General features: G+C 69.4%; 19 protein-coding genes. 14 read left to right on the plus strand and 5 right to left on the minus strand.

The genetic code is table 11. The features are described 5' to 3' along the window. Positions 1-211: 211 nt before the first annotated feature. On the minus strand, positions 212-976 hold the full coding sequence (locus ABZS71_RS16930; protein WP_355844190.1) for an IclR family transcriptional regulator: 765 nt from the start codon (positions 974-976) through the stop codon (positions 212-214). 238 nt (positions 977-1,214) lie between these two features. Here ABZS71_RS16930 and metH point away from each other — a divergent pair, with 238 nt between their 5' ends. The 4 genes from metH (at position 1,215) to ABZS71_RS16950 (ending at position 9,168) form a co-directional block, all read left to right on the plus strand. Then, positions 1,215-4,721 (plus strand): methionine synthase, encoded by a 3,507-nt coding sequence (gene metH, locus ABZS71_RS16935; protein WP_356210813.1) that lies wholly within the window; start codon positions 1,215-1,217, stop codon positions 4,719-4,721. 149 nt (positions 4,722-4,870) lie between these two features. Beyond that, positions 4,871-5,572, plus strand: coding sequence for an HAD family phosphatase (locus ABZS71_RS16940; protein WP_355844185.1), 702 nt, complete (start codon positions 4,871-4,873; stop codon positions 5,570-5,572). A 339-nt stretch (positions 5,573-5,911) separates the two neighbouring features. After that, positions 5,912-7,516, plus strand: a complete 1,605-nt coding sequence (locus tag ABZS71_RS16945; protein ID WP_356210815.1) for an ABC transporter substrate-binding protein — start codon at positions 5,912-5,914, stop codon at positions 7,514-7,516. A gap of 56 nt (positions 7,517-7,572) precedes the next feature. After that, positions 7,573-9,168, plus strand: a complete 1,596-nt coding sequence (locus tag ABZS71_RS16950; RefSeq protein WP_356210818.1) for an ABC transporter substrate-binding protein — start codon at positions 7,573-7,575, stop codon at positions 9,166-9,168. 81 nt (positions 9,169-9,249) lie between these two features. On the opposite strand, the gene ABZS71_RS16955 is transcribed toward ABZS71_RS16950, so the two are convergent. Together ABZS71_RS16955 and ABZS71_RS16960 are read right to left on the minus strand one after the other, a co-directional pair. Further along, a complete protein-coding gene (locus ABZS71_RS16955; RefSeq protein WP_355844176.1) occupies positions 9,250-9,921 on the minus strand; it encodes a response regulator transcription factor in 672 nt (223 codons plus the stop codon). Positions 9,922-10,056: 135 nt separating this feature from the next. Next, on the minus strand, positions 10,057-10,929 hold the full coding sequence (locus tag ABZS71_RS16960) for a RecB family exonuclease (RefSeq protein WP_356210821.1): 873 nt from the start codon (positions 10,927-10,929) through the stop codon (positions 10,057-10,059). Positions 10,930-11,058: 129 nt separating this feature from the next. On the opposite strand from ABZS71_RS16960, the gene ABZS71_RS16965 reads away from it, so the two are divergent. The 3 genes from ABZS71_RS16965 to ABZS71_RS16975 all read left to right on the plus strand — a co-directional run bounded on the left by ABZS71_RS16965 (position 11,059) and on the right by ABZS71_RS16975 (position 14,254). Next, entirely contained in the window at positions 11,059-12,312 is a 1,254-nt protein-coding gene (locus tag ABZS71_RS16965; RefSeq protein ID WP_355844171.1) for a site-2 protease family protein, read from the plus strand. 252 nt (positions 12,313-12,564) lie between these two features. Further along, entirely contained in the window at positions 12,565-13,530 is a 966-nt protein-coding gene (locus ABZS71_RS16970) for a tRNA (adenine-N1)-methyltransferase (protein WP_355844168.1), read from the plus strand. Positions 13,531-13,669: 139 nt separating this feature from the next. Continuing rightward, positions 13,670-14,254 carry a hypothetical protein gene (locus tag ABZS71_RS16975; RefSeq protein WP_356210824.1) on the plus strand — a complete coding sequence of 195 codons (585 nt, stop codon included), beginning with the start codon at positions 13,670-13,672 and terminating at the stop codon, positions 14,252-14,254. A 4-nt stretch (positions 14,255-14,258) separates the two neighbouring features. Here ABZS71_RS16975 and ABZS71_RS16980 read toward each other — a convergent pair whose 3' ends face one another. Next, positions 14,259-14,588: a ferredoxin gene (locus ABZS71_RS16980; RefSeq protein ID WP_356210826.1), complete on the minus strand. Its 330-nt coding sequence runs from the start codon at positions 14,586-14,588 to the stop codon at positions 14,259-14,261. Positions 14,589-14,805: 217 nt separating this feature from the next. Here ABZS71_RS16980 and arc point away from each other — a divergent pair, with 217 nt between their 5' ends. From arc to prcA, 6 genes are all read left to right on the plus strand, one after another. Beyond that, a complete protein-coding gene (gene arc, locus ABZS71_RS16985; protein WP_355844159.1) occupies positions 14,806-16,572 on the plus strand; it encodes a proteasome ATPase in 1,767 nt (588 codons plus the stop codon). Positions 16,573-16,840: 268 nt separating this feature from the next. After that, entirely contained in the window at positions 16,841-18,352 is a 1,512-nt protein-coding gene (gene dop / locus ABZS71_RS16990) for a depupylase/deamidase Dop (RefSeq protein WP_355844156.1), read from the plus strand. Between the two features lie 136 nt (positions 18,353-18,488). Beyond that, on the plus strand, positions 18,489-18,707 hold the full coding sequence (locus tag ABZS71_RS16995; protein WP_030839228.1) for a ubiquitin-like protein Pup: 219 nt from the start codon (positions 18,489-18,491) through the stop codon (positions 18,705-18,707). A gap of 5 nt (positions 18,708-18,712) precedes the next feature. After that, a complete protein-coding gene (locus ABZS71_RS17000; RefSeq protein WP_356210829.1) occupies positions 18,713-19,318 on the plus strand; it encodes an endonuclease VII domain-containing protein in 606 nt (201 codons plus the stop codon). Next, positions 19,270-20,115, plus strand: coding sequence for a proteasome subunit beta (gene prcB, locus ABZS71_RS17005; protein WP_355844148.1), 846 nt, complete (start codon positions 19,270-19,272; stop codon positions 20,113-20,115). Before ABZS71_RS17000 ends, prcB begins: the two co-directional genes overlap by 49 nt. Positions 20,116-20,168: 53 nt before the next feature. Beyond that, entirely contained in the window at positions 20,169-20,936 is a 768-nt protein-coding gene (gene prcA, locus ABZS71_RS17010) for a proteasome subunit alpha (protein WP_355844145.1), read from the plus strand. Between the two features lie 73 nt (positions 20,937-21,009). Here the strand turns inward: prcA and ABZS71_RS17015 are convergent, their stop codons facing one another. After that, positions 21,010-22,116, minus strand: a complete 1,107-nt coding sequence (locus ABZS71_RS17015) for a LacI family DNA-binding transcriptional regulator (protein WP_356210831.1) — start codon at positions 22,114-22,116, stop codon at positions 21,010-21,012. A gap of 132 nt (positions 22,117-22,248) precedes the next feature. Here ABZS71_RS17015 and ABZS71_RS17020 point away from each other — a divergent pair, with 132 nt between their 5' ends. Next, entirely contained in the window at positions 22,249-23,544 is a 1,296-nt protein-coding gene (locus ABZS71_RS17020) for an MFS transporter (RefSeq protein WP_356210833.1), read from the plus strand. The last annotated feature ends 7 nt before the right edge of the window (positions 23,545-23,551 follow it).

Genomic DNA, 23,551 nt, shown 5'->3' on the forward strand with positions numbered 1-23,551 from the left:
GCTCTCACCGAGGATCCGCGCCCTCAGGTGAGGGCGTTGGTCGGCCCGCGGCGAGTCCACCATAGCGAATATTGCCGTCAGGTGTTCGACAATGCCGACCGATGAACGGCAGTTTTCTTCACGCTGAAGACCCCGTCAAGGGTCGTGTGAAGGAAAACTCGCGAGGATGTGAAACCGTGATGGAGAGGACGGGGCCGGGCATCGGACCTGGTCAGAAGCGGCTGGCGCCCAGATCCCGGGAAACGGCGCGCGCGCAGTCCCGTACCGCGGCCACGAGCTCCGAGCGCAGCTCCCCGTCGCCGCACACCCGCTCGACCGCGCCCGTGATGGCCACGGCGCCCACCGGGAGCCGCCGCCGGTCGTGGATGGGGGCGGCCACCGACGCGACGCCCTCCCATGTCTCCTCCACATCGGAGCCCCAGCCACGCGCCCGGGTCAGGGCCAGCACGTCCTCGAACTCCTCGGCGCCGGTCACCGTGCGGGGGGTGAACACCTTCCGCGCGCCCTCGGCCACCTCGCTGTGCGCGACCGGGTCGTACGCGGACAGCACCTTGCCCAGGGCGGTGGAGTGCAGCGCGTGCATGGCGCCGACCTCCAGCACCTGACGGCTGTCGTCGGGGCGGAAGACATGGTGGACGATGAGCACGCCCTGCTGGTGCAGCACGCCCAGATACACGCTCTCCCCGCTGGAGCGCGCCAGGTCGTCCGTCCACACCAGGGCGCGGGCGCGCAGCTCGTGCACGTCCAGATAGCTGTTGCCCAGGCGCAGCAGCTCCGCGCCGAGCTGATAGCGGCCCGAGGCCTCGTCCTGCTCGACGAAGCCCTCCTGCTGCAGGGTGCGCAGGATTCCGTGCGCGGTGCCCTTGGCCAGCCCCAGGGTGGAGGCGATGTCGGACAGTCCCAGACGTCGCTCACCACCGGCGAGCAGGCGTAGCATCGCGGCAGCTCGCTCCAGCGACTGGATGTTCCGGGCCATCGCCAACCTCCTGACTGCGGTTCGACAATGCTGAACAATATCGGTCCATGCCGACCCCGTGGTACAGCAGGGCATCCGTAAACGATCAACGGCCGGTCCCGGCCGGCCGCGGCCACCCCCGTCCCGGCAGATGGAACGGTCACCGGTGAAAGAGCCCCGGCAGCTACGCTGGCGTGGTGCGCCCCCCATGAGCCGGGGGCGCAAAGCCGACAGCCGTCGCACTCCAGGGAGCACATCCATGGCCTCGCATACGCCATCGTCCACGCCCGCCGCCCGAGCCGACGCACTCCGCGAGGCACTGGCCACCCGTGTGGTGGTCGCCGACGGCGCGATGGGGACGATGCTTCAGGCGCAGGACCCCAGCCTCGACGACTTCCAGCAGCTCGAGGGCTGCAACGAGATCCTCAACATCACCCGCCCGGACATCGTCCGGTCCGTCCACGAGGCGTACTACGCGGTCGGCGTCGACTGCGTCGAGACCAACACCTTCGGTGCCAACTTCGCCGCGCTCGGCGAGTACGACATCCCCGAGCGGGTCTTCGAGCTCTCCGAGGCCGGCGCCCGTATCGCCCGCGAGGTCGCCGACGAGTTCGCGGCCGACGGACGCCAGCGCTGGGTGCTCGGCTCCATGGGCCCCGGCACCAAGCTGCCCACCCTCGGCCACGCCCCCTACACCAGGCTGCGCGACGCCTATCAGCAGAACGCCGAGGGCATGATCGCCGGCGGTGCGGACGCCCTGCTGGTGGAGACCACCCAGGACCTGCTGCAGACCAAGGCCGCGATCCTCGGCGCCCGCCGCGCCCTGGACGCCACCGGCGCGAATCTGCCGCTGATCTGCTCGGTCACCGTCGAGACCACCGGCACCATGCTGCTCGGCTCCGAGATCGGCGCGGCCCTGACCGCCCTGGAGCCCCTCGGCATCGACATGATCGGCCTCAACTGCGCGACCGGCCCGGCCGAGATGAGCGAGCATCTGCGCTATCTCGCCCGCCACTCGCGCATCCCGCTGGCGTGCATGCCGAACGCGGGTCTGCCGGTGCTGGGCAAGGACGGCGCGCACTACCCGCTCACCCCGGGCGAGCTCGCCGACGCCCAGGAGACCTTCGTCCGCGAGTACGGCATGTCCCTCGTCGGCGGCTGCTGCGGTACGACGCCGGAGCATCTGCGCCAGGTCGTCGAGCGGGTCCGCGAGCTGACCCCCACCGAGCGCGAGCCGCGCCCCGAGCCGGGGGCCGCCTCGCTCTACCAGACCGTTCCGTTCCGCCAGGACACCTCGTATCTGGCGATCGGCGAGCGGACGAACGCCAACGGCTCCAGGAAGTTCCGCGAGGCCATGCTGGAGGGCCGCTGGGACGACTGTGTGGAGATGGCCCGCGACCAGATCCGCGAGGGCGCCCATCTGCTCGACCTGTGTGTCGACTACGTGGGCCGCGACGGGGTCGCCGACATGGAGGAGCTGGCCGGCCGCTTCGCGACCGCCTCCACCCTCCCCATCGTGCTCGACTCCACCGAGGTGGACGTCCTCCGCGCCGGTCTGGAGAAGCTGGGCGGCCGTGCGGTGATCAACTCGGTCAACTACGAGGACGGGGACGGCCCCGAGTCGCGCTTCGCCAAGGTCACCCGGCTCGCCCAGGAGCACGGCGCCGCCCTGATCGCGCTGACGATCGACGAAGAGGGGCAGGCCCGTACGCCCGAGAAGAAGGTGGAGATCGCCGAGCGGCTGATCGACGACCTGACCGGCAACTGGGGCATCCACGAGGAGGACATCCTCATCGACTGCCTCACGTTCACGATCTGCACCGGTCAGGAGGAGTCCCGCAAGGACGGCATCGCCACCATCGATGCGATCCGTGAGCTGAAGCGGCGCCACCCGGCCGTGCAGACCACGCTGGGCCTGTCGAACATCTCCTTCGGTCTGAATCCGGCGGCCCGTATCCTGCTCAACTCGGTCTTCCTCGACGAGTGCGTCAAGGCGGGCCTCGACTCGGCGATCGTGCACGCGAGCAAGATCCTGCCGATCGCGCGGTTCGACGAGGAGCAGGTCACCACGGCTCTCGACCTGATCTACGACCGGCGGGCCGAGGGCTACGACCCCCTTCAGAAGCTGATGCAGCTCTTCGAGGGCGCCACCGCCATGTCGCTCAAGGCGGGCAAGACCGAGGAGCTTCTGGCCCTGCCGCTCGACGAGCGGCTCAAGCGCCGCATCATCGACGGTGAGCGCAACGGCCTGGAGACCGACCTCGACGAGGCCCTGGGGGAGCGTCCCGCCCTCGACATCGTCAACGAGACGCTGCTGGACGGCATGAAGGTCGTCGGCGAGCTGTTCGGCTCCGGACAGATGCAGCTGCCGTTCGTCCTCCAGTCCGCCGAGGTCATGAAGGCCGCGGTGGGGCATCTGGAGCCCCATATGGAGAAGTCGGACACGGAGGGCAAGGGCACCATCGTGCTCGCCACGGTCCGCGGCGACGTCCATGACATCGGCAAGAACCTCGTCGACATCATCCTGTCCAACAACGGCTACAACGTGGTCAACCTCGGCATCAAGCAGCCGGTCTCCGCGATCCTGGAAGCCGCCGAGGAGCACCGGGCCGATGTGATCGGCATGTCCGGGCTGCTGGTGAAGTCCACGGTGATCATGAAGGAGAACCTGGAGGAGCTCAACCAGCGCAAGCTGGCCGCCGACTACCCCGTCATCCTCGGCGGCGCGGCGCTCACCCGGGCCTATGTCGAGCAGGATCTGCACGAGATCTACGAGGGCGAGGTCCGCTACGCCCGCGACGCCTTCGAGGGGCTGCGCCTCATGGACGCGCTGATCGCCGTCAAGCGCGGCGTCCCCGGCGCCACCCTCCCCGAGCTCAAGCAGCGCCGCGTCCCCCAGCGCGCCGTCGAGGTGCGGGAGCCGGAGCCCGACGAGGGTCCCGCGCGCTCCGATGTGGCCACCGACAACCCGGTCCCCACCCCGCCGTTCTGGGGCACCCGCGTCGTCAAGGGCATCCAGCAGGCCGACTACGCCTCCTGGCTGGACGAGGGCGCCCTCTTCAAGGGCCAGTGGGGGCTCAAGCAGGCCCGCACCGGCGACGGGCCCGGCTACGAGGAGCTGGTGGAGACCGAGGGGCGGCCGCGGCTGCGCGGCTGGCTCGACAAGCTGCACACCGAGAACCTGCTGGAGGCGGCCGTCGTCTACGGCTACTTCCCGTGCGTGTCCAAGGGCGACGACCTCGTCCTGCTCGGCGAGGACGGCAGCGAGCGGACCCGCTTCACCTTCCCGCGCCAGCGCCGCGGCCGCCGGCTGTGCCTCGCGGACTTCTTCCGGCCCGAGGAGTCGGGGGAGACCGATGTCGTCGGGCTGCAGGTCGTGACCGTCGGCTCGAAGATCGGCGAGGCCACCGCCGAGCTGTTCGCCGCCGACTCCTACCGGGACTATCTGGAGCTGCACGGGCTGTCCGTCCAGCTCGCGGAGGCGCTGGCCGAGTACTGGCACGCACGGGTCCGCGCCGAGCTGGGCTTCGCCGGGGAGGACCCGAGCGATGTCGAGGACATGTTCGCGCTGAAGTACCGCGGCGCGCGCTTCTCGCTGGGCTACGGCGCCTGCCCGAATCTGGAGGACCGCGCGAAGATCGCCGACCTGCTGGAGCCGGAGCGGATCGGGGTGAAGCTCTCGGAGGAGTTCCAGCTGCACCCCGAGCAGTCCACGGACGCCATCGTCATCCACCATCCGGAGGCGAAGTACTTCAACGCCCGGTAGGGGCCCCTAGGCCGTCCGTGGGCGCCTTACGGCGGGCATGAGGCGCCGTGGCCCGGCGCGACGTAGACTGGTCGATCCGGTAGAGGCCGGTCGCCTTCCGTATCGCGGAAGGGGGCCGGCCTTCGTGCCCCTTATCCGGAGGTGTTTGGATGACCAGCAGCATCCCCGCCGTCGCCACCCGTACGGCCGAAGGCTCCGCTCTGCAAGCCGTCCTGCTCGACATGGACGGCACCCTGGTCGACACCGAGGGCATCTGGTGGGACACGGAGGTCGCGATCTTCGCCGAGCTCGGCCACGCGCTCGCGGAGGAGTACCGCGAGGTCGTCGTCGGCGGCCCGATGGCCCGCAGCGCCTCCTTCCTGATCCAGGCCACCGGCGCCGATATCGCCCTCGCGGAGCTCACCGGCCTGCTGAACAGCCGCTTCACCGAACTGATCGACGGCAGTGTGCCGATGCTGCCCGGCGCCTGCCGGCTGCTCACCGAGCTGGCCGCGCACGGCGTTCCCACCGCGCTGGTCTCGGCCTCGCACCGGCGGGTGATGGACCGCGTCCTGCGCTCGCTGGGTCCGGAGAACTTCGCCCTGACGGTCGCGGGCGACGAGGTCGACCGCACCAAGCCGCATCCGGACCCGTATCTGTTCGCCGCCGCCGGGCTCGCCGCCGAGCCGGCCCGGTGTGTGGTCGTGGAGGACACCGTGACAGGCGTCCGGGCGGCCGAGGCGGCGGGGTGCCGGGTAGTGGCGGTGCCCTCCGTGGTGCCGATCGAGCCCGCGGCGGGCCGCACCATCGTCCGCTCGCTGGAAGAAGTCGATCTCCCTTTTCTGCACACCCTGATCACTGCAATGCACTGATCGCGCACTGAGCGTATTTCTGTAAATTGCAGACTGAATAACGCGCGCTTCTTTTTCGTGGGCCATTGGCGCCGGATTGAACGTGATGTTTATCACTCTGCATGCCGTCGACAAGCAGGGTGGGTCTCTGCTGCGCGTCCCCTCTGATGCGGTTTGGGTGAGCCCTTGTGTCCGGATTGATGACATGCCGTACGAAACGCGACCGCGTTCGGATATCGGTCAGCCGTCGCTCGTTATCGGGACGTGATATCGCCTCAACTTCGTTGTGTCCCAGCATGGCTGGCGCCGCGGACTAATCTCGTCGCGAGTAGTTGATCGATCGCAGGGAGACTCCCGACAATGAAGCGCAAGTCGCTGGTGCCGCCTGCCGTGGCGGGCCTCCTGGTTTCCGCGCTCACCGCGTGCGGTGGTACCGACGGCTCGGGCTCGGACGGGGGCGCGATCGTCCTGGGCAGCACCGACCGGATCGAGGCGACGAAGGTGGCCCCCGCGCCGCTGGACCCCGCCCTGGCGTATGACTTCGCCTCGTGGAGCGTGCTGCACAACACGTTCCAGACGCTGATGCGGCTGCCCCGCTCCGGGACGGAGCCGATACCCGACGCCGCCGAGCGCTGCGGCTTCCAGGACAGGCAGAGCGAGCAGTACCGCTGCACCCTGCGCAGCGGGCTGAAGTTCTCCAACGGCCACGCGCTCACCTCCGAGGACGTCAAGTTCTCCCTCGACCGGGTCCTGCGCATCAACGACCCCAACGGCCCGAAGTCGCTGCTCTCCAACGTGGACAAGGTGGAGACCCCCAGCGCCCGCGAGGTCGTCATCCACCTCAAGGATCCGGACGCGACCTTCCCGTCCAAGCTCACCACCCCCGCCGCGGCGATCCTGGACGGCGAGGTCTACAAGGACGACGCGCTGCGCAAGGGCTTCGACATGGTGGGCTCCGGGCCTTACAGCGCGAAGACCGAGGTGCGTGGCAACCTCCTGACCAAGGTGGTCTTCACCAAGAACCCCCACTACAAGGGCGATACGGAGCCGAAGACCGACAAGATCGAGATGCGCTTCTTCGACAACGCCTCCGCCATGGAGAAGGCGCTGGCCAAGGGCGACCTCGATGTGGTCCACCGCGGTTTCTCGCCCGATCAGATCGACAAGCTGAACAAGGGCCAGGTGAAGGGCGTCCGGCTCTTCGAGTCCTCCGGCCAGGGCATCCGCTACCTCGTCTTCAACACCGCCGACCCCTCGGTGAAGAACAAGGCGATCCGGCAGGCCATGGCGCATCTGGTCGACCGGCAGGCCCTGGTGCGCGATGTGTACAAGCGCACGGCCGAGCCCCTCTACTCGCTGATCCCGACCAGCGTCAGCTCGCATATCAACTCGTTCCACAACGAGTACGGTGACCCGGACCCCGCGGCCGCCCGCCGTGTGCTGCGCAGCGCCGGCGTCACCACCCCGGTGAAGCTGACCCTGACCTACACCACCGACCACTACGGTCCGGAGACGGCCACGGAGTTCAAGGAGCTGCAAAGGCAGCTCAACGCCAGCGGTCTCTTCTCCATCAAGATCAAGGGTGTCCCGTGGGCGAAGTTCCGCCCCTCGATCATCAAGCGCCAGTACCCCGCCTACGGCATGGGCTGGCTCCCGGACTTCCCGGACCCCGACAACTACATCGCGCCTTTCCTCACCAAGGACAACTTCCTCAACTCGCCCTACCGCAACAGCACCATCCAGGACGAGCTGATCCCGAAGACCCGGCAGGAGACCCAGCGCACCCTCGCGGACAAGGACTTCCAGTCCATTCAGAACAGCGTCGCCAACGATGTGCCCTATCTGCCGCTGTGGCAGGAGAACACCTACGTGGCCGCTCGTAAGGACATCATCGGGGCCGAGTACGCGTACGACTCCTCGACGAATCTCCAGCTGTTTGAGCTCGCCCGGGGTGCCAACGACTGACAACCGACGTACGGGGGCCGAGAAACAAGACCAACGAGAGTGTGAGGAACCTACCCGTGAGGAAACGTGATCAGTGGCTGGCAGCTCCCCTCGGCGCGGGGCTGGCCGCCGCCCTGCTCACCGGATGCGGCAGCGAAGACGGTGACGCCGCGGGCAGCGGCGAGCACGTGGTCATGGGGATGTCGGACGAGGTGCTGGCCACCGACCCGGCGTCCGGCTACGACCCGGGCTCCTGGCTGCTGTTCAACAACGTCTTCCAGTCCCTGCTGAGCTTCCCCAAGGGCAGCACCACCCCGCAGCCGGAGGCGGCGGAGAAGTGCAGCTTCAAGGACAACACCAGCCGGGTCTACTCCTGCACCCTGAAGAACGATCTGACATTCTCCAACGGTCACCCGCTCACCTCCGAGGACGTCAAGTTCTCCTTCGAGCGCACCCTGCGGATCAACGACGACAACGGTCCGGCGGTGATGTTCGGCTCGGTCGGGAAGATCGAGACCCCGGACAAGCGGACCGTCGTCTTCCATCTGAAGAACGCCGACGCCACCTTCCCGCAGAAGATCGCCTCGGGCGCCGGATCCATCGTCGACCACCAGGTGTACCCCGCCGACAAGCTGCGCACCGACGACAAGGCGGTCGGCTCCGGCGTCTACAAGCTGGACTCCTTCGACAAGAAGGAGGCGGACTTCTCCGTCAACGGGGACTACAAGGGGGGCGCCAAGGTCCATAACTCCGGACTGACCATGAAGTTCTTCCACGGTCAGCAGGCGCGGCTGAAGTCCGCCGTGCAGAAGGGCGAGGTGGACCTCGCCTACCGCGGGCTGGCCATGAAGGACCTCGCCGATCTGCAGGCTCAGAGCCTCGGCGACGGCAAGAGCCTGGACGTCGTCGAGGGCACCGGTGCCGAGGTCCAGCACCTCGTCTTCAACATGAAGCACCCGGTGGCGGGCAAGCTCGGGGTGCGCAAGGCCATTGCGTACCTCATCGACCGCTCCACCCTGGTGCGGGACGTCTACAAGCGCACCGCCGAGCCGCTCTACTCGGTCGTCCCGGCCGGCATCACCGGCCACAACACGGCCTTCTACGACAAGTACGGCGACCGGCCGCAGCCCCAGAAGGCCAAGCAGGCCCTGCGCGACGCGGGCATCACCGGCAAGGTCAAGCTGACGCTGTGGGGCACCCCGATCCGCTACGGCCCCGGCACCGTCCCGGGCTTGCGCGAGATCGCCAAGCAGCTCAACGCCAGCGGGCTCTTCGACGTCGATGTGAAGAGCGCGGATGTCGCGACGTACGAGAAGGCCGTGGCCGCCGGGAAGTACGGGGTCTATGTGAAGGGCTGGGTGCCCGACTACCCGGACCCGGACAACTTCATCGCCCCGTTCTTCGGCAACGACAACGTCCTGGCCAACCACTACAACTCGGCGCAGCTGACCAGCCAGCTCATCCCGGCCACCGCGGAGCAGCCCAGCAGGGAGGCCACGGTCGGCGACTTCCAGCGGATACAGGACATCGTCGCCGACGAGGTGCCGATGCTGCCGCTGTGGCAGGGCAAGCAGTACGCGGTGGCCCAGGACGACATCACCGGGCTCCAGTGGACCCTCGACTCCTCGACGGTCTTCCGCTTCTGGGAGATCGCCAAGACGCCCAAGGACTGATCCCCCTCAGGGACTGAGCGGAAGGGGCGGGCCCGCATCACTGTCGGGCCCGCCCCGCCTTGCTGCGGCTCTGCTGGTGCCCTACTGGGCGCCGGGGCGCACCAGCCCACTCTCGTACGCGTAGACGGCGGCCTGCACCCGGTCCCGCAGGCCCAGCTTGGTCAGCACATGGCCCACATGGGTCTTCACCGTCGTCTCGCTGACGAACAGATCCGCGGCGATCTCCGCGTTCGACAGCCCCCGGGCCACCAGCTTCAGCACCTCGACCTCGCGCTCGGTGAGGGTGTGCAGGGTGTCCGGAACCGGCTCCTCGCCCGACGGCAGATGCCCGGCGTACTTGTCGAGCAGCCGGCGCGTGATGCTCGGCGCCAGCATCGCCTCGCCCCCCGCCACCACCCGGATGGCCTGCACCAGCTCGGTGGCGGGCGCGTCCTTCAGCAGAAAGCCGCTGGCCCCGGCGCGCAGTGCCTCCACCACGTACTCATCCAGGTCGAAGGTGGTCAGCACCAGCACCTTGGCCGGGCCGTCCCGCCCCGGGCCGGTGATCTGACGGGTCGCCTCCACGCCGTCCATCCGCGGCATCCGGATGTCCATCAGCACCACATCGGGCTGGAGCGCCCGGACCTGGTCGAGGGCCTGCAGACCGTCCCCCGCCTCGCCGACGACCGCCAGATCCTGCTCGGCCTCCAAAATCATCCGGAAGCCGGTGCGCAGCAGCGGTTGGTCATCGACCAGTAGGACGCGGATCGCCACGGGATCTCCTTCGCTAGACCGCGTCCATTCTGCCCGCCCGTCTCCCACCACCACCCCCAGGGGGCGCTACGCGGCTGCTTCTATCCTGCCCGTCTCCCACCACCACCCTCAGGGGCCGCTACGCGGCAGCCCCATTCACTGAGGCGGGACGGTCGGCAGTGGATACGGCGGGGGAGTACCGCCGAACTCCGGGCAGTGCGCCTGGTGGTCGCACCAGCCGCACAGCTTGGTCTGGCGCGGCAGAAAGGCCCCCGTCTCCGTCGCCATCCGGATCGCCTCCCACAGGGCCTGCACCTTGCGCTCTACGGCCAGCAGATCCCGCTCGTCCGGGTCGTACGTCAGCACATCGCCGCTGCCCAGATAGACCAGCTGAAGGCGGCGCGGCACCGTGCCGCGCAGCCGCCACAGCACCAGGGCGTAGAACTTCATCTGGAACAGCGCCTCGCCCGAATACTGCGGCGCGGGGGCCTTGCCCGTCTTGTAGTCGACGATCCGTACGTCACCGGTGGGGGCGATGTCGAGCCGGTCGATGATGCCACGCAGCGTCAGCCCCGACTCCAACTCCGTCTCCACGAACAGCTCCCGCTCCGCGGGCTCCAGACGGGTCGGGTCCTCCAGCGAGAACCACTGCTCCACCAGCGTCTGGGCCCCGGTGAGCCACTCGGCGAGCCGCTCCGGGGCCGGGGCGCTGCCCTCCTCCTTGAACAGCTCCGCCAGCTCCGGCTTGGCCGCCAGCAGCCGCTCCCACTCGCCCGGCACCATCGCGCGGGCGCGTGGCGCGGTGCGCTCGGCCGCCGGCGCGTCGAAGAGCCGCTCCAGCACCGCGTGCACCACCGTGCCACGGGTGGCTGCGGCGCTCGGTTTCTCCGGCAGTTTGTCGATCACTCGGAAGCGGTACAGCAAGGGGCACCGCATGAAGTCGGCCGCGCGTGAGGGCGACAACGAGGCGGGGCGGTCGGACTTCGGTGGCCCGGCTGCCGGTTCGGCCTTCCCGGTGGTGGTTCCCATGCCGAAGACCCTACGACCCGCCACTGACAGCCGGACGCATACCATCGACGTCCGGGCCCCTCGCACTGCATGATCGTGGGGACCGTATCAAAAGAGGGGTGCGACGGACGCATCCGACGAGGGGACACCGTGGACAACAGCGGGCAGCGGCAGTCCGACGACGGGGGAGCGGACCGCACGACCGAGCCCGAGGGCGACAAGCCGCGGCGCCCACCCGAGGTGGGTGGCGGATTCCTGATGGGCCGGCCCTTCGGTGTGCCGGTCTATGTCTCACCCAGTTGGTTTCTGGTCGCCGCCCTCATCACCTGGGTCTTCGGCGGCCAGCTCGAACGGGTGCTGCCCGGGCTCGGCATCGCCCGCTATCTGGTCTCGCTCTTCTTCGCGGTCGCCTTCTACGCCTCCGTACTGGTCCATGAGCTCGCCCACACCGTGGCCGCGCTCCGCTTCAAGCTGCCGGTGCGCCGGATCCAGCTGCAGTTCTTCGGCGGCGTCTCGGAGATCGAGAAGGAGTCCGAGACCCCCGGCCGCGAGTTCGTGCTCGCCTTCGTCGGCCCGCTGCTCTCGCTGGTCCTCTCGGGCGTCTTCTACCTCGGGATGCTGGTCGTGGACCCCGACACGGTGCCCGGGGTGCTACTCGCCGGCCTGATGATGTCCAACCTCATCGTGGCCGCCTTCAATCTGCTGCCCGGTCTGCCGCTGGACGGCGGCCGGATGCTGCGCGCCGTCGTCTGGAAGATCAGCGGCAGGCCCATGACCGGCACCGTCGCCGCCGCGTGGAGCGGCCGGGCCCTCGCCGTCGCGGTCCTCGTCGGACTGCCGATGCTGACCCAGGCGGGCGGGCTCGGCGACGAGCCCAAGAGCTTCGGCAGCGTCGACTCGCTCACCGACGCCCTGCTCGCCGCCATACTCGCCGCGATCATCTGGACCGGTGCGGGCAACAGCCTGCGCATGGCCCGGCTGCGCGAGCGCCTGCCGGATCTGCGCGCCCGTACGCTCACCCGGCGCGCCGTCCCCGTGGAGGCCGACACCCCGCTCTCGGAGGCGCTGCGCCGGGCCAACGAGGCCGGGGCCCGCGCCCTCGTCGTCGTGGACGGCCACGGCACCCCGACCGCCGTCGTACGCGAGGCGGCCATCGTCGGGATCCCCGAGCACCGCCGCCCCTGGGTCGTGGTCAGCGGCCTCGCCCAGGACCTCAAGGACGGTATGCGGGTCTCCGCCGAGCTCACCGGCGAGGAGCTGCTGGACACCCTGCGGGCCACCCCCGCCACCGAGTATCTGGTGGTCGAGGAGACCGGCGAGATCTACGGCGTGCTCTCCACGGCCGACGTCGAGCGCGCCTTCGTGGCCGCCATGGCCCGCACGCCCTCCGCGCCGCCTTCCTGAGGCTCGCTTGCCTCCGGGCGCTCGTCCCCCCTGCCGACGCTCCTCAAGACTGCGCTCTGCTGCCCGCGCGGCGAAGCCGCATAGCGATACTGCCCCCGTTCCGACGCTGGTCTCTTCCCCAGCTGCCGCTGGAAGGTGCCCCCTCTTTCGGCAGGGGCGTGCCCTTCGGTGCTCGCCCGGACCAGGCACGGTCTGGCATGGGAAGGAGCCCGCCGGTCCTGGGCACCGGTGGGAGACCGGTAGGCTGTTCACATGTCCGAACCGACCGGTGCCGCCCGCCGTCGCGGGCCCTTCCAGGTCGGGGACCAGGTCCAGCTCACCGACCCCAAGGGACGCCACTACACCTTCACGCTCGAGGCCGGGAAGAACTTCCACACCCACAAGGGATCCTTCCCCCATGACGAGCTGATCGGTGCCCCCGAGGGAACTGTCGTGCGTACCACGGGAAACGTCGCGTATCTCGCGCTGCGTCCCCTGCTCCCCGACTATGTCCTGTCCATGCCACGCGGTGCCGCCGTGGTCTACCCCAAGGACGCGGGGCAGATCCTGGCGATGGCCGACATCTTCCCCGGCGCACGTGTCGTCGAGGCCGGCGTCGGCTCCGGCTCGCTCTCCACCTTCCTGCTGCGGGCCATCGGCGACCAGGGCATGCTGCACTCCTACGAGCGCCGGGCCGACTTCGCCGAGATCGCCTCCCAGAACGTCGAGCGCTACTTCGGCGCCCCGCACCCGGCCTGGCGGCTGACCGTCGGCGACCTCCAGGACAATCTGTCCGACACCGACGTCGACCGCGTCATCCTGGACATGCTCGCCCCCTGGGAGTGCCTGGAGGTCGTCTCCAAGGCGCTCGTCCCCGGCGGCATCCTGTGCGCGTACGTCGCCACCACCACCCAGCTCGCCCGCACCGTGGAGTCCATCCGCGAGCACGGCACCTTCAACGAGCCGTCGGCCTGGGAGACCATGGTCCGCACCTGGCACGTCGAGGGCCTCGCGGTACGGCCCGACCATCGCATGATCGGCCACACCGGCTTTCTGCTCACCGCCCGCCGCCTCGCGGACGGCGTGGAGCCGCCGCTGCGCCGTCGCAGGCCTGCCAAGGGTGCGTACGGCGAGGACTACGCGGGCTACGGCAGTGGCAAGGACGCCCGCGCCGCGGACGCGGCAGGCGGCAAGCAGGGCGCTTCCGGCGCCCCCGACGCCCCGTCCGGGAACGGCTGACCGCCACCGCCGCTCATCCCGCGTTCAACGGCTCGGCGCGGCCACCGATTTCCCCGTGCGGGGCGGTGGCCGCGCCGCTGTGAGATGTGGCACCATGCGGGACACCCCCCACCGCAGCTCTCACATGGAGTCGTCCCGCGTGCAGCCTCTGGGCCCGGATCTCGCGCACACCCACCCCCGTCCGGTGCACTGGGTCGCGACCGCGGCCGCCGTGGCCGCCGTCATGGCCGGGTCCTCGGTCTTCCAGCCCTCGGACGCCAAGGCCACCACGGCCACCACGTACTCCGCGCCGCGCACCGGCGCTCTGCCGGGCCTGACGGCCCCCGATCCGCGCGCCGCGGCCTATCCGATGGACTGCCCGCAGGCGAAACCGGATGTGCTGGACCGGGGCTCGGCGGACCTGGACGGCGACGGACGGCCGGAAACCGTCGCCGTCGTGCGCTGCCACTCCGCGACCGGGACCCCGCCCAGCGGCGTCTATGTGCTCGGCCAGCCGGAACGCCGGGGCGGCGCGCCCCGGGTCGTGGCCACGTTCGTCGATCCCAAGGAAGGGATGAGCGTCCGGGATTTCGGGGTGCGCGGAAAGAAGGTTTCGGCCACCTTGCTGGGATACTCCTCGACCCGGGTCCCGCGGTGCTGTCCGGATCTGCAGCGCACGGTCAACTGGCAGTGGCGGGACGGCAAGTTCGTACTGAAGGCACTGCCGGTTCCGGGGAGTGTGTGATTCGTTACTCCGCGTCGGGGCCGTAGACCTCGACCCTGTCCGAAGCGCGCCGTACATGGATGCAGTCGCCGGGGCACTCCTTGGCGGAGTCCACGACCTCGGTCAGCAGCGGCAGCGGCACCGGAGCGATCGCGCCCTTGTCCTGGAGCAGCTCATCGTCGGCGCTCTTGACGTAGGCTAGACCGTCGATGTCGAGTTCGAAGACCTCGGGCGCGTACTGGGCGCAGATCCCGTCGCCGGTGCACAGGTCCTGGTCAATCCACACTTCAAGATCGCCGAGCTCCTCGTTCCGCACGGTGCGTCGCCTGCCGTTCCTCGATACGTGATTCAACATTGTCTAAATATCGCCAGCCCTGGCGGGTGTTGACCGTCTCGACGATACAACCGCTCGCTTTCCGATGTTGTTGGGTGGGTATTCACCTGGCGTGAGGGAGTGCGCAAGGGTGAAGATCGGACACACGCCGACCGGGTTTGTGATCTAGGGGTTTCAACCCGCACCGGCCCAGGTAGGGTCAGGAAGCGTCCAGCTCCCCTTGGAGGAGGTGAGGACCGTGGCAGCCCACGACGACGACATCAACCGCGGCATCCGGCCGGGGCGCGGGTCTGACGACCCGGCCGGCCAGGTTGCCTATCTCGAGCAGGAAATCGCCGTCCTGCGCCGCAAGCTCGCCGACTCTCCGCGTCACACGAGGATTCTCGAAGAGCGGATCGTCGAGTTGCAGACCAATCTGGCGGGTGTGTCCGCACAGAATGAGCGGCTCGCGAACACACTCCGTGAGGCCCGCGACCAGATCGTGGCCCTCAAGGAGGAGGTCGACCGGCTCGCGCAGCCGCCGGCCGGCTTCGGAGCCTTTCTGCAGGCGAACGAGGACGGTACGGCGGACATCTTCACCGGGGGCCGCAAACTCCGGGTCAATGTCAGCCCGAGCGTCGAGCTCGACGACCTCAGGCGCGGCCAGGAGGTCATGCTCAACGAGGCGCTCAATGTGGTCGAGGCCATGGAGTTCGAGCGCGCCGGGGACATCGTCACCCTCAAGGAAGTCCTTGAGGACGGCGAGCGGGCCCTGGTGATCGGGCACACCGACGAGGAGCGCGTGGTGCGGCTCGCCGAGCCGCTGCTGGAAACCACCATCCGCCCCGGTGACGCCCTGTTGCTCGAGCCCCGGTCCGGCTATGTCTACGAGGTCGTGCCGAAGAGCGAGGTCGAGGAGCTCGTCCTCGAAGAGGTTCCGGACATCGACTACACCAAGATCGGCGGTCTGGGAAACCAGATCGAGCTGATCCGCGATGCGGTCGAGCTCCCTTATCTCTACCCCGACCTCTTCAAGGAGCACGAACTACGGCCGCCCAAGGGAGTGCTGCTGTACGGCCCGCCCGGCTGCGGCAAGACGCTCATCGCCAAGGCGGTCGCCAACTCCCTTGCCAAGAAGGTCGCCGAGGTGACCGGCAAGCCCGCGGGAAAGAGCTTCTTCCTCAATATCAAGGGCCCGGAGCTGCTCAACAAGTACGTCGGTGAGACGGAGCGGCACATCCGGCTGGTCTTCCAGCGGGCGCGGGAGAAGGCCAGCGAGGGCACGCCCGTCATCGTCTTCTTCGACGAGATGGACTCCCTCTTCCGCACCCGTGGCTCCGGGGTCAGCTCGGACGTGGAGAACACCATCGTCCCCCAGCTGCTCTCCGAGATCGACGGTGTCGAGGGCCTGGAAAATGTGATCGTCATCGGCGCCTCCAACCGTGAGGACATGATCGACCCGGCGATCCTGCGCCCCGGCCGTCTCGATGTGAAGATCAAGATCGAGCGTCCGGACGCCGAGGCCGCCAAGGACATCTTCTCGAAGTACCTGACCCAGACCCTGCCGATCCACCCGGACGACCTCGCCGAGCACGGCGGGTCCCCGAAGGCCGCCGTCGGCGGCATGATCCAGTCGGTTGTCGAGCAGATGTACGCGGAGTCCGAGGAGAACCGCTTCCTGGAGGTCACCTACGCCAACGGTGACAAGGAAGTCCTCTACTTCAAGGACTTCAACTCCGGCGCCATGATCCAGAACATCGTGGACCGGGCCAAGAAGATGGCCATCAAGGCATTCCTCGACCACAACCAGAAGGGCCTTCGGGTCTCCCATCTGCTCGCTGCCTGTGTGGATGAGTTCAAGGAGAACGAGGACCTGCCCAACACCACGAACCCGGACGACTGGGCCCGGATCTCCGGTAAGAAGGGCGAGCGGATCGTCTTCATCCGCACCCTGGTCACCGGAAAGCAGGGCGCGGACACGGGACGCTCCATCGACACGGTGGCGAACACCGGTCAGTACCTGTAACACCGCTGTCCGGCTGCGGATGTCCTGGACGGGGCATCCGCAGCCGGATGCGCTTTTCGGACCGAATTATTCGTACGAGTCCTACGAGCCCTACGAGCCCGACCGGAGCAATGACTGAAATGATCTCCGCAGCACCGCAAAGCCGTTCTAGGCTCTTCGGTACCGCAGTATCGCGGCGTGGGGGATCGGGGGCCGCAGACGGATCTGAAGCGCAGCGGTACTTGAGCGCCGACCCCGCCCGGGGGCGGCGCCGGGCAAGGAGGGCCGCATGACCGTACGGCGCGTAATGGGAATCGAGACGGAGTACGGGATCTCCGTCCCGGGGCACCCGAACGCCAATGCCATGCTCACCTCATCCCAGATTGTCAACGCCTACGCGGCGGCGATGCACCGGGCGCGCCGCGCCCGCTGGGACTTCGAGGAAGAGAACCCGCTGCGGGACGCCCGTGGCTTCGACCTCGCCCGCGAGTCCGCGGACGCCAGCCAGCTCACGGACGAGGACATCGGCCTGGCCAATGTGATCCTCACCAATGGCGCGCGGCTCTACGTCGACCATGCGCACCCGGAGTACTCCGCCCCCGAGGTCACCAATCCCCGGGACGCGGTGCTCTGGGACAAGGCGGGTGAGCGCATCATGGCCGAGGCCGCGATGCGCGCGGCCGAGCTGCCCGGCGCCCAGCCGATCCACCTCTACAAGAACAACACCGACAACAAGGGCGCCTCCTACGGCACGCATGAGAACTACCTGATGAAGCGGGAGACCGCCTTCTCGGACATCGTGCGCCATCTGACGCCCTTCTTCGTATCCCGCCAGGTGGTGACCGGCGCCGGCCGCGTCGGCATCGGCCAGGACGGTCATGAGCACGGCTTCCAGCTCAGCCAGCGCGCGGACTACTTCGAGGTCGAGGTCGGTCTGGAGACCACCCTCAAGCGCCCCATCATCAACACCCGCGACGAGCCGCACGCCGACGCCGAGAAGTACCGCCGGCTGCATGTGATCATCGGCGACGCCAATCTCTCCGAGATCTCGACCTACCTCAAGCTCGGCACCACCTCCCTGGTGCTGTCGATGATCGAGGACGGCTTCATCGCCGTGGACCTCGCCGTGGACCAGCCGGTCCGCACCCTGCACCAGGTCTCGCACGATCCGAGCCTGCGCCAGCTGGTCACGCTCCGTAGCGGCCGTACGCTGACCGCCGTACAACTCCAGATGGAGTACTTCGAGCTTGCCCGCAAGTACGTGGAGGACCGCTTCGGCGCCGACGCCGACGAGCAGACCCGGGACGTCCTGACCCGCTGGGAGGATGTGCTGAACCGGCTGGAGCGCGACCCCATGAGCCTGTCCGGCGAGCTGGACTGGGTCGCCAAGCGCGAGCTGATGGAGGGCTACCGCCGGCGCGACAGCCTGGAGTGGGACGCCGCCCGGCTCCATCTGGTGGACCTGCAGTACGCCGACGTACGCCCCGACAAGGGCCTGTACAACCGGCTGGCGGCCCGCGGCAAGATGAAGCGGCTGCTGGCCGACCAGGACGTCGCACGGGCCCGGAACAAGCCCCCGGAGGACACCCGCGCCTACTTCCGCGGCCGCTGCCTGGAGCAGTACGCCGACGACGTCGCCGCGGCCTCCTGGGACTCTGTGATCTTCGACCTCCCGGGCCGTGACTCCCTGCAACGGGTCCCCACGCTGGAGCCGCTGCGCGGCACCCGCAACCACGTCAAGGAGCTGCTGGACCGGTGCCGTACGGCCGAGGACCTGGTCCGGGTGCTGTCCGGCGGCTGAAATGGCCTCCGGCCGGGAATCATCGAGGTGGCCTCCGTGCGTTGTAGCAAGTGGGAGGCCGATGGCAGACCCGGATTGTAGGGTCTGATCTTGAGACCGATCGAACCATGCGGGCGAACCGAGCGGGGTGAGGGATATGGCGACCAAGGACACCGGCGGCGGTCAGCAGAAGGCGTCGCGCTCGACCGAAGAGGTCGAGGAGCAGGCGCAGGACGCACAGGCCGCGGAGGACCTCAAGGAGCGGCAGGAGAAGCTCTCGGACGACGTCGACTCCGTGCTGGACGAGATCGATGACGTGCTCGAGGAGAACGCCGAAGATTTCGTGCGAAGCTTCGTGCAAAAAGGTGGAGAATAGCCCAAATGTCCGATTTCCCGGAAGGGAAGCCGTGTCCTGGCTGTAAACGGGCCTTGCCATTCGCTTCCTTCGCTGCGGACAAGAATCGGCGTGATGGCCTTCAGGTGCGGTGTCGGGAGTGCGTGGCGGAATACGGCGCCAGGTACTACCGGCGCCGCCGGGAAGCCACGGGCAAAGCCGTGCGGGAGAAGGTAGAGGTCCCTTCGGGCCACAAGCTGTGCCGCGCCTGCGGGATGGTCAAGCCACACGCCGAGTGGGACCGCAACGCCAGTGCTTCCGATGGCCTGTCGACTCGCTGCAAGCCTTGCCGAGCGGCTGAGAACCGGCTCGCGTACTTCATGCGGGAGTACGGGATCACTGAAGCCGAGCGGGACGGCAAGATCTTGTCGCAGATGGGCGTTTGCGCGATTTGCCTGACCGCTCCAGCGGTCCATGTGGATCACTGCCACGAGACGGGTAGGGTCCGTGGCGTACTCTGCTTCAACTGCAATGCGGCATTGGGGCAGTTCAAGGACCGAGCGGATGCCATACGGCGTGCCGCCGCATATCCGGAAGGAAACGCGTGGAAGCCAACACTCGTAGCACCGGGCGTCTACCAGCTGCCTTCCTGACGCCGGGCTCCTCCTCCTTCATGGACTTCCTCGGGACGCACCAGCCCGAGCTGCTTCCTGGGAACCGTCCGCTTCCCCCGGTGCAGGGCGCCATCGAGGCACCGCACGGCACGACGATCGTGGCGGCGGCCTTCCCTGGCGGCGTGGTGCTCGCCGGTGACCGCCGCGCGACGATGGGCAATGTCATCGCGCAGCGTGACATCGAGAAGGTCTTCCCCGCGGACGAGCACTCGGCCGTCGGCATCGCGGGCACGGCCGGTATCGCCGTGGAGATGGTCAAGCTCTTCCAGCTGGAGCTGGAGCACTTCGAGAAGGTCGAGGGCACCGTCCTCTCGCTGGAGGGCAAGGCCAACCGGCTGTCGACCATGATCCGCGGCAATCTCGGCATGGCGATGCAGGGCCTCGCCGTCGTTCCGCTCTTCGCGGGCTATGACGTCGACCGGGAGAAGGGGCGCATCTTCTCCTACGACGTCACCGGCGGGCGCACGGAGGAGCGCGGCTTCGCGGCCACCGGCTCGGGCTCGATGTTCGCCCGCGGCGCCCTCAAGAAGCTCTACCGCGACGACCTCGCGGAGGAAGAGGCCGCCACCGCCGTCGTCCAGGCGCTCTACGACGCCGCCGACGACGACTCGGCGACCGGCGGGCCGGATCTGGCCCGGCGCATTTACCCCCTCGTCACGGCCGTCACCGAGGACGGCTTCAAGAGGTTCAGCGACGAACAGGTTTCCGAGATCGTCCGCGCCATCCATGAACGGCGGCTCGAGGAGCCGGACGGCCCCCGCGCCGCCCTGCTCTGAAGGAACGGCACACCCGGAATGCATTCGCCATTGACAGAAGGGACGGACAGCCGGTGACGACGCCGTTCTATGTATCGCCTCAGCAGGCCATGGCCGATCGCGCCGAATACGCCCGTAAGGGCATCGCGCGCGGCCGCAGCGTGGTCGTGCTGCAGTATTCCGACGGCATCGTGTTCGTCGCGGAGAACCCGTCCCGTGCGCTGCACAAGGTCAGTGAGATCTATGACCGGATCGCCTTCGCGGCGGTCGGTAAGTACAACGAATTCGAGAATCTGCGCATCGGCGGCGTCCGCTACGCCGATCTGCGCGGCTATACCTATGACCGTGACGATGTGACGGCGAGGGGGCTGGCCAACGTCTACGCCCAGACGCTGGGCACCATCTTCTCCAGCGCCGCCGAGAAGCCGTACGAGGTCGAGCTGATCGTCGCCGAGGTCGGGGAGGGCCCCGAGGACGACCAGATCTACCGGCTGCCGCACGACGGCTCCATCGTGGACGAGCACGGCTCGGTCGCCGTCGGTGGCAACGCCGACCAGATCAGCAGCTATCTCGACCAGCGCCACCGGGACGGCATGACCCTTGCCGAGGCCCTCAAGCTGGCCTTCGACTCGCTCTCCCGCGACACCAACGGCGGCGAGCGCAGCCTCACCGCCGAGCAGCTCGAGGTGGCGGTCCTGGACCGCACCCGGCCCCAGCAGCGCAAGTTCAAGCGCGTCCTGGGCCGTCAGCTGTCCCGGCTCCTGGAGTCGGAGGCCGCCACCGGCTCGCAGGACTCGGCCGAGGGGGCCGAGGCGAGCGAGGCGAGCGAGACCGAGGAGTAACCCACCCCGCCCGAGACGCGCCCCGGCAGGCCATGGGCCCCGCCGGGGCGCGTCGGCGTGCCGGCGGGGGCTTCTACGGGCGCCGGGCGGGCTGCCCGGGCGGGGGCGGGGCGCTGGAGCCCCGGGTCACCAGTTCCACCGGCAGGGTCGTGTCCTGGGGCGCCTCGCCGTCCAGGACGGCCATCAGGGCCCGCATACCGGCCGCGCCGACAGCCTCCGCGGGGAGGCGGACCGTGGTCAGCTCCGGTTCCACCGCCGTGGCCAGGGCCAGATCGTCGAAGCCGGTCACCGAGACGTCGTCCGGCACCCGCAGGCCCAGCCGCCGGGCCGCCTTGCACGCTCCCGCCGCCAGGATGTCGTCGTCGCAGACGAGCGCCGTGGGCCCGGGGCCGGGGCCCGCGAGGACGCGTTCGGCCGCCCGGCGGCCCTCCTCCACGCTCAGCCCCGCCGGCTCGGTGCGCAGGGCGGCGCCGGGGACCTCGCTCACCGCCTGTGCCAGGGCCCGCGCGCGGACCCGGAAGGTCCAGGAGTCCACGGCGGCCGCGAGATGGGCCACCCGGCGGTGGCCGAGCGTCAGCAGATGCTCCGCCGCCTGCCGGGCTCCGTCGGCGATGTCGAGGTTGACGGTGGCCGCCGCGGCCGCGTCGTCCGGGTCGCTGTCGAGCATCACCAGCGGCAGCCCGCCGCCGCGCACCGCGGCCAGCGCGTCGGCCGCCATCGAGGAGGCGATGACCCCGTCGAGCGAGGCGCGCGCCGAGTCGAAGGGATCGCGGGCGGGGCCGACGCCCTCGGGGGAGGGGTAGAGCACCACGCCGAAGCCGTGGTCGGCGGCGACCCGGGCGGCGCCGGTGTAGACACGCGCGAAGAACTCGGTCGTCAGGGCGGGCACGACCAGCAGTACGGTCCTGGTGCGGCCCAGCCGGAGGCTGCGCGCCGCCAGGTTGGGGCGGTAGCCGAGATCGCGCGCCGCGGCGCGTACGGCCTGCGCGGTGCGCTCGGACACCCGGCCGGGCCACTTGTCGCCGAGCACCAGCGAGACGGTCGCCTGCGAGACACCCGCGACGCGGGCCACGTCCCGGCTGGTCGCCCGCCCCGCCGCCGGGCGGGCCCCGCCCGGCGCGTCGTCACCCGTCCGGCCGGTTCCCGGGGGACCTTTCTCAGCGGCCCCGTTCGCCACCATCGCCTTCGCTCCCCTCCGCCGCTTCCGGCGATCCGCCCACCGCGGGTGGACCCGCGATTGGCGGCCATGGTACGTATAACGGCGGACGTTATACGTAAAACTTGCATCGCGACCCGCAGAGAGGGGCAGGCAATGGCGGCTGGCTACGGGGAACTGCTGCGCACCCCGCACGCGGCACGGCTGCTCGTCGGCACGCTCATGGGGCGGCTGCCGAACGCCACCGCCGCGCTCGCCGTGCTGCTCTTCGCGCGCGCCGAGGGCGGCAGTTACGCCCTCGCCGGGGCGCTGTCGGCCGTCTACGGCGCGGGCAACGCCATCGGGCAGCCGCTGCTGGGCCGGGCGGTGGACCGCTTCGGCCAGCCCCGCGTGATGTTCCCCGCCGTCGTGGTCTCGGCGCTCGGGATGGTGCTGTTCGCCTTCGTCGGGCTCGATCCGCTGCCCGTGGCGTACGCCGCGATGCTCATCGCGGGCCTCTTCACCCCGCCGCTGGAGGGCGGGCTGCGGGCCCTGTGGCCGGGGGTGCTGGGGCGCGCGGACCAGGTGCACGCGGCGTACGCGCTGGACGCCGTGGCCCAGGAGGTGATGTTCTGCCTCGGCCCACTGCTGGTCACCCTCGTCGTGGCCGTGTGGTCGGAGGCGGCCGCGCTGCTGGTGATCAACGCGATCGGGATCATGGGCGCGCTCTCCGTCGTACTGTCGCAGCCCTCCCGGCGGTGGCGCTCCGCGCCGCGCGAGGCGCACTGGCTGGGCGCGCTGCGCTCACCCGGGCTGCTGGTGCTGCTCGGCTCGTTCTTCTTCATCGGCCTCGCCCTCGGCGCGATCGCGGTGGCCGCGGTGGCGTACGCCGACGAGCACGGCGGCGGCATGGTCTCCAGCTATCTGCTCTCCGCGCTCGGCGCGGGCGCGCTCGCCGGTGGCGTCGTCTACGGCGCGCGCGGGTGGCCCGGCTCGCCCGAACGGCGGCTGCGGCTGCTCGTGGCCGCGCTCGCGCTCGGCTATGTGCCGCTGACGCTGGTGCCGGGCGTCGCCGCGATGACCGTCCTGGCCGGGGTGGCGGGCGTGTTCCTGGCCCCGGCGCTCGCATGCGCGTTCGTGGTCGTCGACCGCCACGCCCCCTCCGGCACGGTCACCGAGGCGTTCTCCTGGCTGGTGACGACCTTCGTGGTCGGCAACGCGGTCGGGACGGCCGCCGCGGGGCCCGCGGTCGAGCTCGGCGGCGTCGGCCCGGGTTTCGCGGTCCCCGGGGCCGCCGGAATGGCGGCGCTCGCCGTACTGCTGGCCGCCCAGCGGTTCCTCCTGGACCCGGTGCGGCGGGCGCCGCGCCCGACGGATCGGCCTGCGCCTGAGCTCGCGCTGGGTGAACCCTGTGCGGAAAATGATCGCAACCGTGCCGTCGAACCCGGTTTCAGAGCAGGCCATCAGGCGTAATGTTCAG

The sequence above is a fragment of the Streptomyces sp. NPDC005393 genome, from assembly GCF_040606675.1.
In the GTDB taxonomy this organism is placed as follows: Bacteria; Actinomycetota; Actinomycetes; order Streptomycetales; family Streptomycetaceae; genus Streptomyces.